12 protein-coding genes are annotated in these 13,699 nt (G+C 71.3%); 8 read left to right on the top strand and 4 right to left on the bottom strand.

Annotated elements, in window-relative coordinates; genetic code table 11:
- Positions 1-73: 73 nt before the first annotated feature.
- A complete protein-coding gene (locus tag ACFWCH_RS07560; RefSeq protein ID WP_247638228.1) occupies positions 74-1,384 on the bottom strand; it encodes an ABC transporter substrate-binding protein in 1,311 nt (436 codons plus the stop codon).
- 145 nt (positions 1,385-1,529) lie between these two features.
- Between ACFWCH_RS07560 and ACFWCH_RS07555 the strand changes: the two genes are divergently transcribed.
- The 3 genes from ACFWCH_RS07555 (at position 1,530) to purQ (ending at position 3,087) form a co-directional block, all read left to right on the top strand.
- A complete protein-coding gene (locus tag ACFWCH_RS07555) occupies positions 1,530-2,063 on the top strand; it encodes an adenine phosphoribosyltransferase (RefSeq protein WP_136032790.1) in 534 nt (177 codons plus the stop codon).
- Positions 2,064-2,134: 71 nt separating this feature from the next.
- On the top strand, positions 2,135-2,383 hold the full coding sequence (gene purS / locus ACFWCH_RS07550) for a phosphoribosylformylglycinamidine synthase subunit PurS (RefSeq protein ID WP_136032788.1): 249 nt from the start codon (positions 2,135-2,137) through the stop codon (positions 2,381-2,383).
- Positions 2,380-3,087 carry a phosphoribosylformylglycinamidine synthase subunit PurQ gene (gene purQ / locus ACFWCH_RS07545; RefSeq protein ID WP_136032786.1) on the top strand — a complete coding sequence of 236 codons (708 nt, stop codon included), beginning with the start codon at positions 2,380-2,382 and terminating at the stop codon, positions 3,085-3,087. Before purS ends, purQ begins: the two co-directional genes overlap by 4 nt.
- A gap of 72 nt (positions 3,088-3,159) precedes the next feature.
- Here the strand turns inward: purQ and ACFWCH_RS07540 are convergent, their stop codons facing one another.
- Positions 3,160-4,446 carry a hypothetical protein gene (locus ACFWCH_RS07540; protein WP_240745333.1) on the bottom strand — a complete coding sequence of 429 codons (1,287 nt, stop codon included), beginning with the start codon at positions 4,444-4,446 and terminating at the stop codon, positions 3,160-3,162.
- Positions 4,447-4,676: 230 nt separating this feature from the next.
- Between ACFWCH_RS07540 and ACFWCH_RS07535 the strand changes: the two genes are divergently transcribed.
- From ACFWCH_RS07535 to ACFWCH_RS07520, 4 genes are all read left to right on the top strand, one after another.
- Positions 4,677-5,573: an SDR family oxidoreductase gene (locus ACFWCH_RS07535; protein ID WP_136032784.1), complete on the top strand. Its 897-nt coding sequence runs from the start codon at positions 4,677-4,679 to the stop codon at positions 5,571-5,573.
- A gap of 145 nt (positions 5,574-5,718) precedes the next feature.
- Entirely contained in the window at positions 5,719-7,383 is a 1,665-nt protein-coding gene (locus tag ACFWCH_RS07530; RefSeq protein ID WP_136045603.1) for a glycoside hydrolase family 13 protein, read from the top strand.
- 76 nt (positions 7,384-7,459) lie between these two features.
- On the top strand, positions 7,460-8,467 hold the full coding sequence (locus tag ACFWCH_RS07525) for a LacI family DNA-binding transcriptional regulator (RefSeq protein WP_247638226.1): 1,008 nt from the start codon (positions 7,460-7,462) through the stop codon (positions 8,465-8,467).
- 125 nt (positions 8,468-8,592) lie between these two features.
- A complete protein-coding gene (locus tag ACFWCH_RS07520; RefSeq protein WP_378803268.1) occupies positions 8,593-10,914 on the top strand; it encodes an arylsulfatase in 2,322 nt (773 codons plus the stop codon).
- Positions 10,915-10,934: 20 nt separating this feature from the next.
- On the opposite strand, the gene ACFWCH_RS07515 is transcribed toward ACFWCH_RS07520, so the two are convergent.
- A complete protein-coding gene (locus tag ACFWCH_RS07515; protein ID WP_378803267.1) occupies positions 10,935-12,566 on the bottom strand; it encodes an FAD-dependent oxidoreductase in 1,632 nt (543 codons plus the stop codon).
- A 250-nt stretch (positions 12,567-12,816) separates the two neighbouring features.
- Here ACFWCH_RS07515 and ACFWCH_RS07510 point away from each other — a divergent pair, with 250 nt between their 5' ends.
- Positions 12,817-13,083: a metal-sensitive transcriptional regulator gene (locus ACFWCH_RS07510; RefSeq protein ID WP_136036129.1), complete on the top strand. Its 267-nt coding sequence runs from the start codon at positions 12,817-12,819 to the stop codon at positions 13,081-13,083.
- A gap of 32 nt (positions 13,084-13,115) precedes the next feature.
- Here the strand turns inward: ACFWCH_RS07510 and ACFWCH_RS07505 are convergent, their stop codons facing one another.
- A complete protein-coding gene (locus tag ACFWCH_RS07505; RefSeq protein WP_136032772.1) occupies positions 13,116-13,646 on the bottom strand; it encodes a flavin reductase family protein in 531 nt (176 codons plus the stop codon).
- Between the last annotated feature and the right edge of the window lie 53 nt (positions 13,647-13,699).

The raw sequence follows: 13,699 nt of genomic DNA, 5'->3' as shown, positions 1-13,699 counted from the left end.
CTCGCTCAGGAACCGGAGGCACCGGTTCCTGAGCGAGGAGCGCCGGCGACGAGACGAAGGACGCCCCGGGTGATCAGCCGACCAGCTCGTTCAGCAGGCCGATGGCCTGGTCCCACGCGCCCTGGGTGTCGGTCTCGCCGCGGTCGAGGCTGCTGAGCGCCGGACCGAACACGTTCTCCTGGATCACGGAGTCGTCGGCGCCCTTGAACTGCGCGACGACGCCCTTGGCACGCTCGGCGAGGATCGCCCCGGTCGGCGCGTCGTTGAAGAACGCGTTGGGGGTGGCGTCTGCGGCGAGGGTCTCCTGCGCCTTCACGGTCGAGGGGAAGTTGCCCGCGGCGGCGGACTGCTTCACCTGCTGCTCGGGCTGCGTGAGCCAGTCGGCGAGCTCGGCCGCCGCCTTCTTGTGCTGCGAGGTCTCCGGGATGGAGAGGAACGCACCACCCCAGTTGGCCGCGCCACCGGGGAACACGTCGGCGAAGTCCCAGCCGGTCGAGGCGTCGCCGCCGCCGGCCTCGATCTGCCCCTGCACCACGCCGAGCATCCAGCCCGGGCACACGAACGTCGCGAAGGTGCCGTCCACGAACGACTTGCCGCCGTTCCAATCCCACGCGGTCTGCGCGGCGGACTGGCCGCCTTCGGTCGCGGCGCCCAGCAGCTCGAAGCGCTTCTTCAGCTCGTCGTTGCCCTCCACGTTGAGCTCGCCGTCGGCGGTGTAGTAGCCCTCGTCGAGCTGGTTGACCATGGCGTTCCACACGAAGCCGGAGTGGTCGTACCAGGCCTTGCCGGTCTTGGCCGTGTAGTCGGCGCCCACCTGGAAGTAGTTGTCCCAGTCGCCGTTCAGCAGCTCGGCGACGGACTCGCGGTCGCTCGGCAGACCAGCGGCCTCGAACGCGGCACCGTTGTAGCAGATGCCGCTCGGGCCGATGTCGGTGCCGTAGCCGATGACGCGGCCCTCGGCGTCGGTGGCCTGGCCGTACTTCCAGTCCACCCAGTCGTCCTTGCGGTCCTCGATGCCGTAGTCGCGCAGGTCGACGAACGTGTCGGACACGTCCATGATCGCGCCGAGCCACCCCTCCTCGATCGCCACGATGTCGCTGAGGCCGGAGCCGGCGGCGATCTTGGTGAACGCGTCGGTGCGGGCGTTGCCGCCGGTGTCGATGTTGGTGGCCTCGATCTTCACGTTCGGGTGCGCCTTCTCGTACTCGTCGTAGAGGTCGTCGTAGCCGAAGGTGCCGAACGTGGTGACGGTCAGCGTGATCTCCTCGTCGGCGCTGCCGGCGTCACCGCCGCCGTTGCCGCCGGAGCAGCCGGCGAGGGCGAGGGCGGCGACGGATGCCAGGGCGACGGGCGCCAGGATCCGGGTGCGGGCACGTGTGTTCACAGTTCACTCCTTTGTGGGTGGTCGTGCGGTGTGGTGCATCGGGATGGCATAGGAGCGCTCCCACGGCCATGGTCTGCAACCATATGGGAGCGCTCCCACGGTGTCAAGCGCGGAAGCACCCGGGAAGGCGGCGTACCCTTGACCGGTGCCCGAAGCCACGCTCTCCCCCGCCCTCATCCGCGCCGAGTCGCTCATCCGCAGCATCCCCGACTACCCCGAGCCCGGGATCGTCTTCCGCGACATCACCCCCCTCCTGGCCGACGCCGAGGCGCTGAGGGTCACGACCGAGGCGATCATCGAGCCCTTCGCCGGGCAGTTCGACGTGGTCGCAGGCATCGAGGCGCGCGGCTTCATCCTCGCCGGCGCCGCCGCCATCGCCGCCGGGGTCGGGCTCATCCCCATCCGCAAGGCCGGCAAGCTCCCCCGTCCCGCCGCCTCGGTCGACTACGCCCTGGAGTACGGCACCGCCACGATCGAGATGCACGACGACCTCCCGGCGGGCTCCCGCGTGCTGCTCATCGACGACGTGCTCGCCACCGGAGGCACCCTCGCCGCGGGCCGACAGCTCGTCGAGCGTCTGGGCAGCCACGTCGCCGGGATCTCCGTGCTGTTCGAGATCGACGGCCTCGGCGGCCGCGACGCGATCGGCGACCTGCACACCGTCTTCCACTCCGCCTGACCCCGCGGGGAGCGCCGGTGCGAGGGCAGTAGACTGGGGGCGCCCGTCCACCCGCGACTCCTGGAGCCGTCATGCCCACCATCGTCGTCGACGTCATGCCCAAGCCCGAACTGCTCGACCCCCAGGGGAAGGCCGTCTCCGGCGCTTTCGCCCGCCTGGGCGTGGACGGCTTCACCGACGTGCGCATCGGCAAGCGCTTCGAGCTCACCGTCGAGGGCGAGGTCACCGAGGAGGTGCTCGCCGAGGCGAAGCGCCTCGCCGACGAGGTGCTCTCCAACGCCGTGATCGAAGACGTCGTCGGCATCGAGGTGGCCGAGTGACCACGCGCATCGGGGTCGTCACCTTCCCCGGCTCGCTCGACGACGTCGACGCACAGCGCGCCGTCCGCCTCGCGGGCGCCGAACCCGTCGCCCTGTGGCACGGCGCACACGATCTCGAGGGCGTTGACGCCCTCGTGCTGCCGGGCGGTTTCAGCTACGGCGACTACCTGCGCGCCGGGGCCATCGCCGCCCTCTCCCCGATCATGACCGAGGTCAAGGAGGCCGCCGCGAAGGGCCTGCCCGTGCTCGGCATCTGCAACGGCTTCCAGATGCTGGTCGAGGCGCACCTGCTGCCCGGCGGACTGATCCGCAACAACCACCAGCATTTCGTGCGCCGCGACCAGCGCCTCACGGTCGAGAACGCCGACACCGCGTGGACGAACGCCTTCCGCACCGGCCAGGAGATCGTCATCCCGCTGAAGAACGCCGACGGCGGCTACATCGCCGACGAGCAGACGCTCGACCGCATCGAGGGCGAGGGCCTGGTGGCGTTCCGCTATGCGGGCGTGAACCCGAACGGCTCGCTGCGCGACATCGCCGGGCTCACCAACGAGGCGGGCAACGTCGTGGGGCTCATGCCGCACCCCGAGCACGCCACCGAGCCGGGCTTCGGCCCCGACACGACCGCGGCCATGCGCAGCGGCGTCGACGGCCTGGGCTTCTTCGCGAGCGCGATCGCCGCGGTCGCCCGCGTCGCCGCCTGACGCACGGACGCACGCCGAAGCCTCAGCCGCGCGACCTCTGACGCACGGGCGCCCCGCAGGTCGGCCGCGGCGTCACTCGCCCGAGGACGCGGCAGCCGCGGGAAGCGCGAACGGGTTGTCGGCGGCTGCCGCCAGCAGGTACCACGCGGTCGTGCCCGTGTGCAGGCTCGCGTAGTAGAGGTCGCCGAAGCCGGAGTCGAGTCCGTCGGTCGAGGTCGCCACGATGCCCTTGCCGTCGCCGTTCACCGCATCGCGCTGCGCCAGGCGGATGTCCGCGAGCAGCTCGTCGGCCTGGGCGGCGTCGCCCGCGGCGTCGCGCAGCCGGAGTGCCAGGGCCAGGTGCCCGCTGCCCTCGAACCACGCCTTGGACACGTCCACATCGCTGATCGAGGGGCCGCGGTACGGGCCGTCCGTGGCCATCAGGTGCCCGAGCGTCCAGTCCAGGGCGGCACCGTAGCGGGCGTCCCCCGTGCCGAGTGCGCTCCAGGTCTGCGCATCGAGCGGGACGGGACGGGTGTTGACCGTGCTGCCGTCGAGCAGGGTGCCGGTGTCGACGTGGCCGTCCGCGCTCTGCATCGCGGCGACGAATCCGGCGGCGACGGCCGAGCGCTGCGCCCACACGGCGTCGCCCGTGAGCTGGGCGAGCTGGGCGAAGAAGCCCGCGACGTCGGTGTTGTGCTCCGTCGACTTCCACTCCAGGGAGGCCCCGGTGTCGGTCTGGCCTCCCGTGTAGCCGTACGGCGCCCTGGTCATGTCGGCGGTGTTGTCCTGGATCCAGTTCGCGGTGCGCAGCGCGCCGTCGAGGTACCGCTGCTCGCCCGTCGCGTGGAAGAGGCGCGCGAGGGCCATGCCCACCCAGGCCTGGTTGCCGGTGAAGCTGCCGGGCCCGGTGATCTCGACGCGTCCCTGACGGATGCCGTGGGGCTCGTAGGAGGCGCGCGTGCGCCCGTCGCCGATCGGGTCCTCCTCCTGCACGAACAGCAGGGTGTCGCCGATCGCGCGGGCGCGGCGCAGGTCATCCGGCAGGCCGCGGGCCGTGTAGGCGATCACGACCAGCGCGTCGTCGTACACGAAGGAGGGGGTGAAGTCCCACGTCGGGGTGGTGAAGAAGCCGCCCTGATAGCTGCGCGGGAGGCAGTGGCCCGCGCCGTCGCAGAACTCGTCCACCCTGGCGTCGAGGAACTCGTAGGCGAGTGCGACGGATGCCGCGGGGTCGGCCGTCACGTCGGTTCCGGTCTCGGCGCGCGGCGCACGACTGTCCGACATCGCGGGCGCGGCACCGAGCAGGACCACGGCGGCGACGAGCGCGGCGACGGCGCTGATCGGGGCGGAGCGGCGCACGGCGACCAGGGGCGACACGACACGAGCGGTGCCCGGTCGGCGCGGGGGACGGGACGGAGCGGGGGGCACGGTACCGAATGTGGCAGATCGCGACACGCCGCTGAAGAGCCTTTCGTCCACATCTCCCGTGCGATATGGCGAGGGCCCGCGCGTGTAGCAAAGCCGGCCCGGGGGTGCAAGGCGTTTGCGGCCTCTCGGTACCGATCCGACGATGGGAGCCAGTCCACGATCCCTCGGAAAGGACGACCATGTCCCGCGACCAGTACACCTTCACGAACCCCGCCGAGCTCTACGCCGACATCCAGCCGCAGAAGCAGCACATGCCGGAGCCGGGCCTCGACGCCGACCTGACCCCGAAGGCCGACCTCGGCGAGGACACCTACCGCGGCACGGGGCGTCTCACCGGACGCAAGGCCCTGATCACCGGGGGCGACTCCGGCATCGGCGCCGCCACCGCGATCGCGTTCGCCAGGGAGGGCGCCGACGTGGCGATCTCCTACCTGCCCGAGGAGGAGGCGGACGCGAGCCGCATCGCCGGACTCCTCCGCGACGCCGGAGCGACGGTCGCCACGATCCCCGGCGACCTGCGCGACCCGGAGTACTGCCGCACGCTCGTGGCCGAGGCCGTGGCCGCCCTGGGCGGGCTCGACATCCTCGTCAACAACGGCGGCAAGCAGGTGTACCGCGAGTCGCTGACCGACCTGACCGACGAGCAGTTCGACGACACGTTCAAGACCAACGTGTACGCCATGTTCTGGATCACGAAGGCCGCGCTCCCGCACCTGCCCGCCGGGTCGACCATCATCAACACCACGTCCATCCAGGCGTACTCGCCGTCGGACATCCTGGTCGACTACGCCTCCACGAAGTCCACGATCAACGCGTTCACGAAGGGTCTCGCCCAGCAGCTCGCGCCGAAGGGCATCCGCGTGAACGCGGTGGCGCCGGGCCCGATCTGGACGCCGCTGCAGCCCAGCGACGGACAGCCCCAGGAGAAGATCGAGAAGTTCGGCGAGGACACGCCCCTCGGCCGCATGGGGCAGCCGGCCGAGCTCGCGCCGGCATATGTGTTCCTCGCGTCGCCGGAGTCGAGCTACGTGATCGGCGAGACGCTGAACGTGAACGGCGGCATGCCCACGCCGTGACCGTGCCCCATCGCCCGGCCGCTGTCGGCGACGGGAGCCGCCGGGCGATGGAAACAGCACGCCACCGACCGGGTACGCGGACTGCTCCGAACCGATTCGATCCGCGTGGTGGTGAGAGTGTAAGCGTTTGCAGTAGCCTGTTCGCATGGCACAGCTCGAACAGTTCGCAGCCCCCGGTACCGAGTGGTGGCGCAGCGCCGTCATCTACCAGATCTACCCCCGCTCCTTCGCGGACGCGTCGGGCGACGGCATCGGCGATCTGCCGGGGATCACGCGCCGGCTCGACTCCCTGCAGGAGCTCGGCGTCGATGCGATCTGGCTCAGCCCGTTCATGACGAGCCCGCAGCGCGACGCCGGCTACGACGTGGCCGACTACCGCGATGTCGACCCGCTGTTCGGCACCCTCTCCGACTTCGACGACATGCTCGCCGCCGCACACGACCGCGGCATCCGCGTGATCGTCGACCTGGTGCCCAACCACTCGTCCGACCAGCACCCGTGGTTCCAGGCGGCCCTCGCCGCGGGACCGGGCAGCCCGGAGCGCGCGCGCTACATCTTCCGCGACGGCAGGGGCGAGAACGGCGAGCTGCCGCCCAACAACTGGGAGTCGGTCTTCGGCGGCGGCATGTGGCAGCGCGTGACCGAGGCCGACGGCACGCCCGGCCAGTGGTACCTGCACATCTTCGACGCCACGCAGCCCGACTTCGACTGGAACAACGAGGAGGTGCAGGAGGAGTTCCGCTCCATCCTGCGCTTCTGGCTCGACCGTGGGGTCGACGGCTTCCGGGTCGACGTGGCCCACGGCATGATCAAGACCGAGGGGCTGCCCGACTACACGCCCCCCACCGACGCCGACTCCATGGGCGGCGGCGAGTCGAACGTGCCGTACTGGGGCCAGGACGGCGTGCACGAGATCTACCGCGACTGGCACCGCGTGCTGGCCGAGTACGACGGCGACCGCGCGCTGTGCGGCGAGGCCTGGATGCCGACGCTCAAGGAGACCGCGCTGTGGGTGCGGCCCGACGAGATGCACCAGACCTTCAACTTCCCGTATCTCATGACCGAGTGGGACGCGAAGGCCCTGGGCGATGTGATCCGCGAGTCGCTCGACGAGTTCGGCGCGGTCGGCGCGCCCAGCACCTGGGTGCTGTCGAACCACGACGTCGTGCGCCACGCCTCGCGCCTGGCCCTCACGTCCGAGAACCCGCAGGGCGAGGGCATCGGGCCGAACACGCCCGACAAGCCCGACACCGCGATCGGCCTGGCGCGCGCCCGCGCCGCCACGACCCTGATGCTGGCCCTCCCCGGCTCGGCGTACCTGTACCAGGGCGAGGAGCTCGGGCTGCCCGAGGCCATGGAGATCCCGGACGAGTTCCGGCAGGACCCCACGTGGTTCCGCACCAACGGCGAGCGCTACGGCCGCGACGGCTGCCGCGTGCCGCTGCCCTGGGAGGCCGAGGCCCCCGCGTTCGGCTTCAACGACACCGGGCTGTCGTGGCTCCCGCAGCCCGCGGACTGGGCGGCCCATGCGCGCGACGTGGAGGAGGTCGACCCCGCGTCGACCCTCGCCCTGTACAAGCGCCTGCTCGCCGGGCGCCGCGAACACGGCTTCGGCACCGGCTCCCTCGTGTGGGAGGAGGCGGGGCCCGACGCGGTCGCGTTCCGCCGCGGCGAGGTGCACGTGCTCGCCAACCTCGGCACCGCCCCGCTCCCCCTGCCGGACGGCGCCCTGATCGTGCTGCGCAGCCAGCCCTTCGACGGCCCCGACCTGCCGGTCGACACCGCCGTCTGGTACACCACCGCGGCCTGACCCGCCCGTTCCCGTCGCGGTCGCAGACGCTGCCGCAGCGCGCGACCGCGACGGAACAGGAACCCCAGGAGGACCCATGGCGAGCATCGACGAGGTCGCCCGGCTCGCCGGCGTCTCCACCGCGACCGTCTCCCGCGCGCTGAGCGGACGAGGGCAGGTCTCGGAGTCGGCGCGCGAGCGCGTGCGCGCGGCCGCGCAGTCGCTCGGCTACGTGGTGTCGTCGCGGGCCTCGAGCCTCGCCTCGGGTCGCACGCGCAACATCGGCGTGGTGGTGCCGTTCCTCGACCGGTGGTTCTTCAGCACGGTGCTGTCGGGGGTGTCCGCCGCGCTCATGCGCGCCGGCTACGACATCACGCTCTACAACATCACCGCCGACGAGGACGTGCGCCGTGACGTGTTCGGCACATTCCTGCGACGGCAGCGCGTGGACGCGGTGATCGCCGTGTCGATCGAGCTCGACGAGGACGAGACGCAGCAGCTGCTCGACCTCGGACTGCCGGTGATCGCGATCGGCGGCCCGAACCCGAAGCTCGACACGCTCACGGTCGACGACGTCGCGGTCGCACAGCTCGCCACGGAGCACCTCATCGGACTCGGCCACACCCAGATCGCGCACATCGGCGCGAACCCCGAGTTCGACCTCGACTTCCACATCCCCACCAACCGCCGACTCGGGTTCGAGCGGGCCCTCGCGACGGCCGGGATCCCGCTGCAGCCGGCGTTCCTCGAGCCCGCCGACTTCACGGTCGAGGGCGGCTACCGGGCCGCGAAGCAGCTGCTGGGCCGCCCGGGCCCGCGCCCGACCGCGGTGTTCGCCGCCTCGGACGAGATGGCGATCGGGGCGCTCCTCGCCGCTCGCGACCTCGGGTTCCGGGTGCCGGAGGACCTGTCGATCGTGGGCATCGACGGCCACGAGCTCGGCGAGTTCTTCCGTCTCACCACGGTCGACCAGTTCCCCCTCGGGCAGGGCGAGCGCGCGGCGGATGCCGTCCTGGCGAAGCTCGCCGATCCCGAGGCCGTGCGGCCCCCGGCCGCGCTGCCGTACGAGCTCAACGTGCGCGGTACGACCGCCCGCCTGGTCTGACCCGCCGCGGCCGAGACGGCCCCCGCGGGAATCACCCTGGTGATCCTGCGAGAGCCACCTGTCCCCCCCTTTGCGCCCTCGATACCGTGCCGAGCAGACACGTGTTTCGACCGGAGGGAGACATCATGGCTCGGGAGTTCCAGGGGAAGATCGAACTCGACATCCGCGACTCGACGCCTGACTGGGGGGCGTACGAGCTCACCAAGGCGCCGGAGGGTGCGCCGAACGTGCTGGTGATCCTGTTCGACGACACGGGTCTCGCGGCGTGGGAGCCGTACGGCGGGCGCATCCACATGCCCACGCTCCAGCGCCTCGCCGACAACGGCCTCACCTATTCGCAGTGGCACACGACCGCCCTGTGCTCGCCCACCCGGTCGACGTTCCTCACCGGACGCACGCACCACCAGAACGGCTACGCCACGATCTCCGAGACCTCGACGGGGTTCCCTGGCTACAACGGGCACATCCCGAAGTCGAACGCGCCGCTCGCGCGCATCCTCCGCGACAACGGCTGGTCCACGTACTGGGTCGGCAAGAACCACAACGTGCCGATCAACGCGATCTCCAGCGGCTCGGACCGCAGCGAATGGCCGCTCGGGCACGGCTTCGACCGGTTCTACGGCTTCATCGGCGGCGAGACCAACCAGTGGTACCCCGATCTGGCCGTCGACAACCACTACATCGACCAGCCCTCCCAGCCCGAGGACGGGTATCACCTGTCCAAGGACCTCGCGGATCAGGCGATCCGGATGCTGCGCGACACGAAGCAGTCGAACCCGGACAAGCCGTGGTACCTGTGGTTCTGCCCCGGCGCGAACCACGCCCCGCACCACGCCCCGCAGGAGTACATCGACAAGTACCGGGGCATGTTCGACGACGGCTACGAGGCGTACCGCGAGTGGGTGCTGCCGCGCATGATCGAGCGCGGCATCCTGCCGGAGGGCACGCAGCTGACCGACATGAACCCGATGACGCCCGGCACGTTCGCCGAGGTCGACAGCGTGCGTCCGTGGGCGGAGCTGACCGACGAGGAGAAGGCGCTGTTCTCGCGGACCGCGGAGGTGTACGCGGGGTTCAGCGAATACACCGATGCGCAGGTCGGCCGCATCATCGAGCACCTGGAGAAGTCGGGACAGCTCGACAACACGCTCATCATCTACGCCGCGGACAACGGCGCCTCCGGCGAGGGCAGCCCGAACGGCTCGATCAACGAGAACCTGTTCTTCAACGGCTACCCCGAAGACGTCGCACGCAACCTGACGATGATCGACAAGCTCGGCGGGCCCGACGCCTACAACCACTACCCGACCGGCTGGGCGATGGCGTTCTCCACGCCGTTCCGCATGTTCAAGCGCTACTCCTACGCGGGCGGCTCGGCGGACCCGCTGATCATCCACTGGCCCGCGGGGATCACGGCGCGCGGGGAGGTGCGCAACCAGTACCACCACTGCACCGACATCGTGCCGACGATCCTGGAGGCGTGCGGCGTCGAGGCGCCGACCGTCGTGGACGGCGTGGAGCAGACGCCGATGCCCGGGGTGCCGATGAACTACTCCTTCGACGCCGCGGACGCCCCCACCACCAAGCAGACGCAGTACTACGAGATGCTCGGCACGCGCGGTATCTGGAGCAAGGGGTGGAAGGCCGTCGCCGAGCACGGCCCTGTCCCGATCGGCCTGGGGCACTTCGACGAGGACCGCTGGCAGCTGTTCCACGTCGACGAGGACCGGGCGGAGGCCGTCGACCTCGCCGAGCAGTACCCCGAGAAGTTGGAGGAGCTCACGGCGCTCTGGCTCGAAGAGGCCAAGAAGTACGACGTGCTGCCCCTGAACGACCTGGGCGTCGCCGACTTCATCAAGTACGAGTACCACCTGCCGGTGCCCGCCGACGGCCGCTTCACGTACTACCCGGAGACCACCGAGGTGCAGGAGCAGCTCGCCGCACGCACGCAGCAGGTGTCGTTCAAGATCCTCGCCGACGTGGACTTCACCGCGGCGACCGAGGGCGTGATCGTCGCCCAGGGCTCGCGCTTCGGCGGCTACAGCCTGTACGTGCAGGACGGCACGCTGTCGTTCGTGTACAACTTCCTCGGCATCCCGCCCGAGCAGCGGGTCGGCACCGCCGCGCCGACCGAGGGCCGCCACATCGTCGGCGTCGGCTTCGAGAAGGAGGGCAGCGGCGACCACGGCGAAGCGCTCGGCACGCTCACGCTCTACGTCGACGACGAGGCCGTCGAGTCGATCCCGATCCGCACCCAGCTCGGCCGCTACGCCCTCACGGGCGAGGGACTGAGCGTCGGCTACGACTCGGGCGACACCGTGACCACCGCCTACCCCAACCGCTTCGCCTTCACGGGCGGTGAGATCCACCAGGTGGTCTACGACGTGGCCGACGACCACTACGTCGACGTGGAACGGGAGTTCGCCGCGAAGCTCGCCAGCGACTGAGGCCCCGCGACTCCGGCGCGCTACCGCACCGTGCCGTCACGCCAGGTGCGGTAGCCGCCGTCGAGGTTGCGCACGTCGCGTCCGTGCTGCCGCAGCAGCCGCGTCGCGATGTGACCGCGGAGCCCCACCTGGCAGTGGACGACCAGCGGCCCCGCCGGCAGCTCGTCGAGGCGGTCGCGCAACTCGTCCAGCGGGACGTTGAGCGCGCCGGGGATCGCGCCGGCCGCGTGCTCCGCGGGGGAGCGCACATCGATGAGCACGGCCCCGGCGCGCACGGCGTCGTCGAGCCCGTGCCACTGCACGGTGGGGGTGGTGCCGGTGCGCGTGTTCTCGGCCACGTAGCCGAGCATGTTGACCGGGTCCTTCGCCGAGCCGAACTGCGGCGCATAGGCGAGCTCGAGCCGGGCGAGACCCGCGGCCGTGACGCCCGCCTGCATCGCGGTGGCGATCACGTCGATGCGCTTGTCGACCCCGTCGCGACCCACCACCTGCGCGCCGAGGATGCGGTCGCTCGCCGGGTCGGCCAGCAGCTTCATCGACAGCGTCTCCGCACCGGGGTAGTAGCCCGCGTGCGAGCCCGGGTGCACGTGCACGACGTAGAACTCACGACCGGCGGCGCGGAGCTGCCGTTCGCTCCAGCCGGTCGTGGCGAGCGCGAGCCCGAACACGCCCACGATGCCGGTGCCGACGGCCGGTGACGCAGCCTCGACCCGGCCCGCGATGAGGTCGGCCACCATCCGGCCGTGCCGATTCGCGAGTCCCGCCATCGTGATGAGTGCGGGGCCGCCGCCCACCAGGTCGCTCTTCTCGACACCGTCGCCCACCGCGAACACGTCGGGGGCGCTGGTGCGGCAGGCGTCGTCCACCGCGATCCCGCCGGTCTCGCCGATCCGGATGCCCGCGTCCCGCGCGAGCCCGACCTCGGGCACCACTCCCGACGCGTCCACCACGAACTCGGCGGCCACGACGGTCCCGTCGCTCAGGGTCACGGCACCCGGCGCGGACGCGGTGACCTCGACGCCGAGCCGTACGTCCACCCCGCGCACCCGCAGCTCCTCGGCGAGCGGTGCGGCCATCTCGGGGTCGAGCGGGGAGAGCAGCTGGGGCCCGCGCTGCACGAGCGTGACTGCGGCGCCACGGGCGACGAGGTTCTCGACGGCCTCCAGCCCCGTGTAACCGCCGCCGACCACGACCGCGGGCAGGCCGGGTCGTGCCGCGGCGTGGATCGCGTCGGCATCGTCGACCGTGCGCAGGCTGCGCACGGGCGGTCCCGCGTCGGGCTCGTCGCGGCGCGGGCGAGCGCCGGTGGCGAGCACGAGGCGGTCGTACGGCTGGCGCATCCGCTGCCCGTCGGGCCCTTCGACCTCGACGACGCGGCGGTCGGTGTCGATGTGCACGACCTCGTGGCGCACGCGCACGTCGAGCCGGAAGCGGCGGTGCAGCGACTCGGGGGTCTGCAGCAGCAGCGCCTCGCGGTCCTGGATCACCCCGCCCACGTAGTACGGGAGGCCGCAGTTGGCGTATGACACCTCCGGCCCGCGCTCGAAGACGACGATGTGCGCGGACTCGTCCAGTCGGCGCAGTCGGGTGGCGGCGGACATCCCGCCCGCGACCCCGCCGACGATCACGACCGTGAGGGGCGCGGCGCTCATCGGCCGAACAACCGCGACAGGAAGCCGCCGGTGGGCTGCTCGTCGGCGTGTCCGCCGCACCAGTCCGACCTCGGCACGGTCTGGCGGACGGCGTCGACGTGCTGACCACATCCCGCCCAGGTGGTCTTTCCGCAGGTTCGGCAACGGACGGCTCGGCACATGGGTGACTCCTCTCGATACCCCGGTGGGTATCCATCACTATACCCCCGGGGGTATGATGGAGTTCTCAGCCGACGATCAGGGAGCCGCCATGTCCACCACCGATGCCGAGACGCAACGCAAGATCGCCAACCGCCTCAAGCGCGCACAGGGTCAGCTCGGCGCCGTGATCGCGGCCGTCGAGGCCGGCAGCGACTGCCGAGCGGTCGTCACGCAGCTCTCCGCCGTCACCTCCGCGCTCGACAAGGCGGGCTTCCAGATCATCGCCACCGCGATGAGGGACTGCCTCGACGGCCCGGAAGAGGAGGACGGCGTCTCCCTGCCCGAGCTCGAGAAGCTGTTCCTCTCGCTCGCCTGACGGCAGGCCGGACCGCCGCCGGGCGGTCGGGGTCAGACGGCGGGGACGTGCGGCAGGGCGTGGAACCGGCGGTCCACGTACACCAGCGGGCGGGCGGGTCGCCCCGGCAGCACCTCCAGGACCTCCGCGATCACGACCGTCGAGGAGCCGACGGGCACGGTGTGCAGCGGGCGGCAGCGCAGCGCGACCCTCGCCTCCGGGAGGTGCGGCTCGCCGGTCGGCAGCGTCGTCCAGCCCTGCTGCGACGTGAACCGCTCGGCACCGCTCACGGCGAAGCTCTGCGCGAGGTCGGAGTGCTCGTCGTCGATCAGGTGCACCACGAAGCTCGGCGCGGACAGGATCGCCCCGGCGCTCCCGGTCGCCCGCGTGACGGAGAACATGATCGCGGCGGGATCGACCGCCACGGACGACACGCTGGAGGCGGTGAGGCCCACCGGTCCGTCGGGGCCCTGAGCCGTGATGATCGCGACACCGGCGGGGTGCGCGCGGAACGCGGCCTTGAGTCCCTCGCCGACGGCGGACGGGACGGGGGCGGCGGGGTGGGGGCGGGGGTCGATGGTCATGCGGGGAACTTCCGGGTCACCCTTCCACCGTAAGACCTCAAGCGCGCTTGAGC

This window comes from Microbacterium sp. NPDC060132 (genome assembly GCF_042729675.1).
Taxonomy (GTDB): domain Bacteria; phylum Actinomycetota; class Actinomycetes; order Actinomycetales; family Microbacteriaceae; genus Microbacterium; species Microbacterium sufflavum.
This window is presented reverse-complemented; position numbering and strand designations above follow the sequence as displayed.